The following is a 598-nucleotide window of genomic DNA, read 5'->3' as shown; positions in this document are numbered from 1 at the left end:
GGTCGGCAAGTTGGGCGCTTTTCGGGGGTGCTGGCAGAAATCCGGGGTTTTTGTGTGGGTGAGTCTCTGCTATCTTGAGTCTCACCCCCATTTTCTCCCGTATTTCTGCCAGGCTTCGGGATAGAACCTATTGGGTGATGCCGGCGCGGGCGGCGGTGATGGCCAGTTGCCCGCGGCTTTTGCATCCAGTGTGGGCAAGTATTTCGGAAACATAGGAACGGACGGTGGTGGGGGACATGTGTAGTTCTTGGGCGATTTCTTTGTTGGTTTTGGCGTCGAGTAGCTGGGTGAATACCGATTTAAAGCGTCCAGGCAGGGTGTCCACCGCGTCGATGAAGTCTTGATATTGGGTTTGGGTCAGGGATTTTTCGGTGTAAGACTGGGTGAGGATATCCGTGGGTCGCGAGTCATAGACGGTCTGTCCGGACAGAGCCTTTTTGATATATTCAGCCACCTCAGCTGGCGTGGTGTTTTTGGTGAGGAAGCCTTGGACTCCCGCTGCGAGGGCTTGGGCCAAGGAATCCTCGTGTTCAAAAGCGGTGAGCATGATGATGGTGGTTTGGGGGTAGCTTTTGCGGATGAGTTTCGCGGCCTCGAT

Annotated in this window: 1 protein-coding gene; it reads right to left on the bottom strand. The window is 55.0% G+C overall.

The genetic code is table 11. From position 1 onward, the window contains the following. Window positions 1-127: 127 nt before the first annotated feature. Window positions 128-598: LuxR C-terminal-related transcriptional regulator (locus tag HMPREF0577_RS10510; RefSeq protein ID WP_004013881.1), on the bottom strand; the 471-nt coding region annotated here is incomplete at its 5' end.

Source organism: Mobiluncus mulieris ATCC 35243 (assembly GCF_000160615.1).
GTDB classification, from domain to species: domain Bacteria; phylum Actinomycetota; class Actinomycetes; order Actinomycetales; family Actinomycetaceae; genus Mobiluncus; species Mobiluncus mulieris.
The sequence above is the reverse complement of the archived record's forward strand: the minus strand, read 5'-3'. Positions and strand labels throughout refer to the sequence as shown.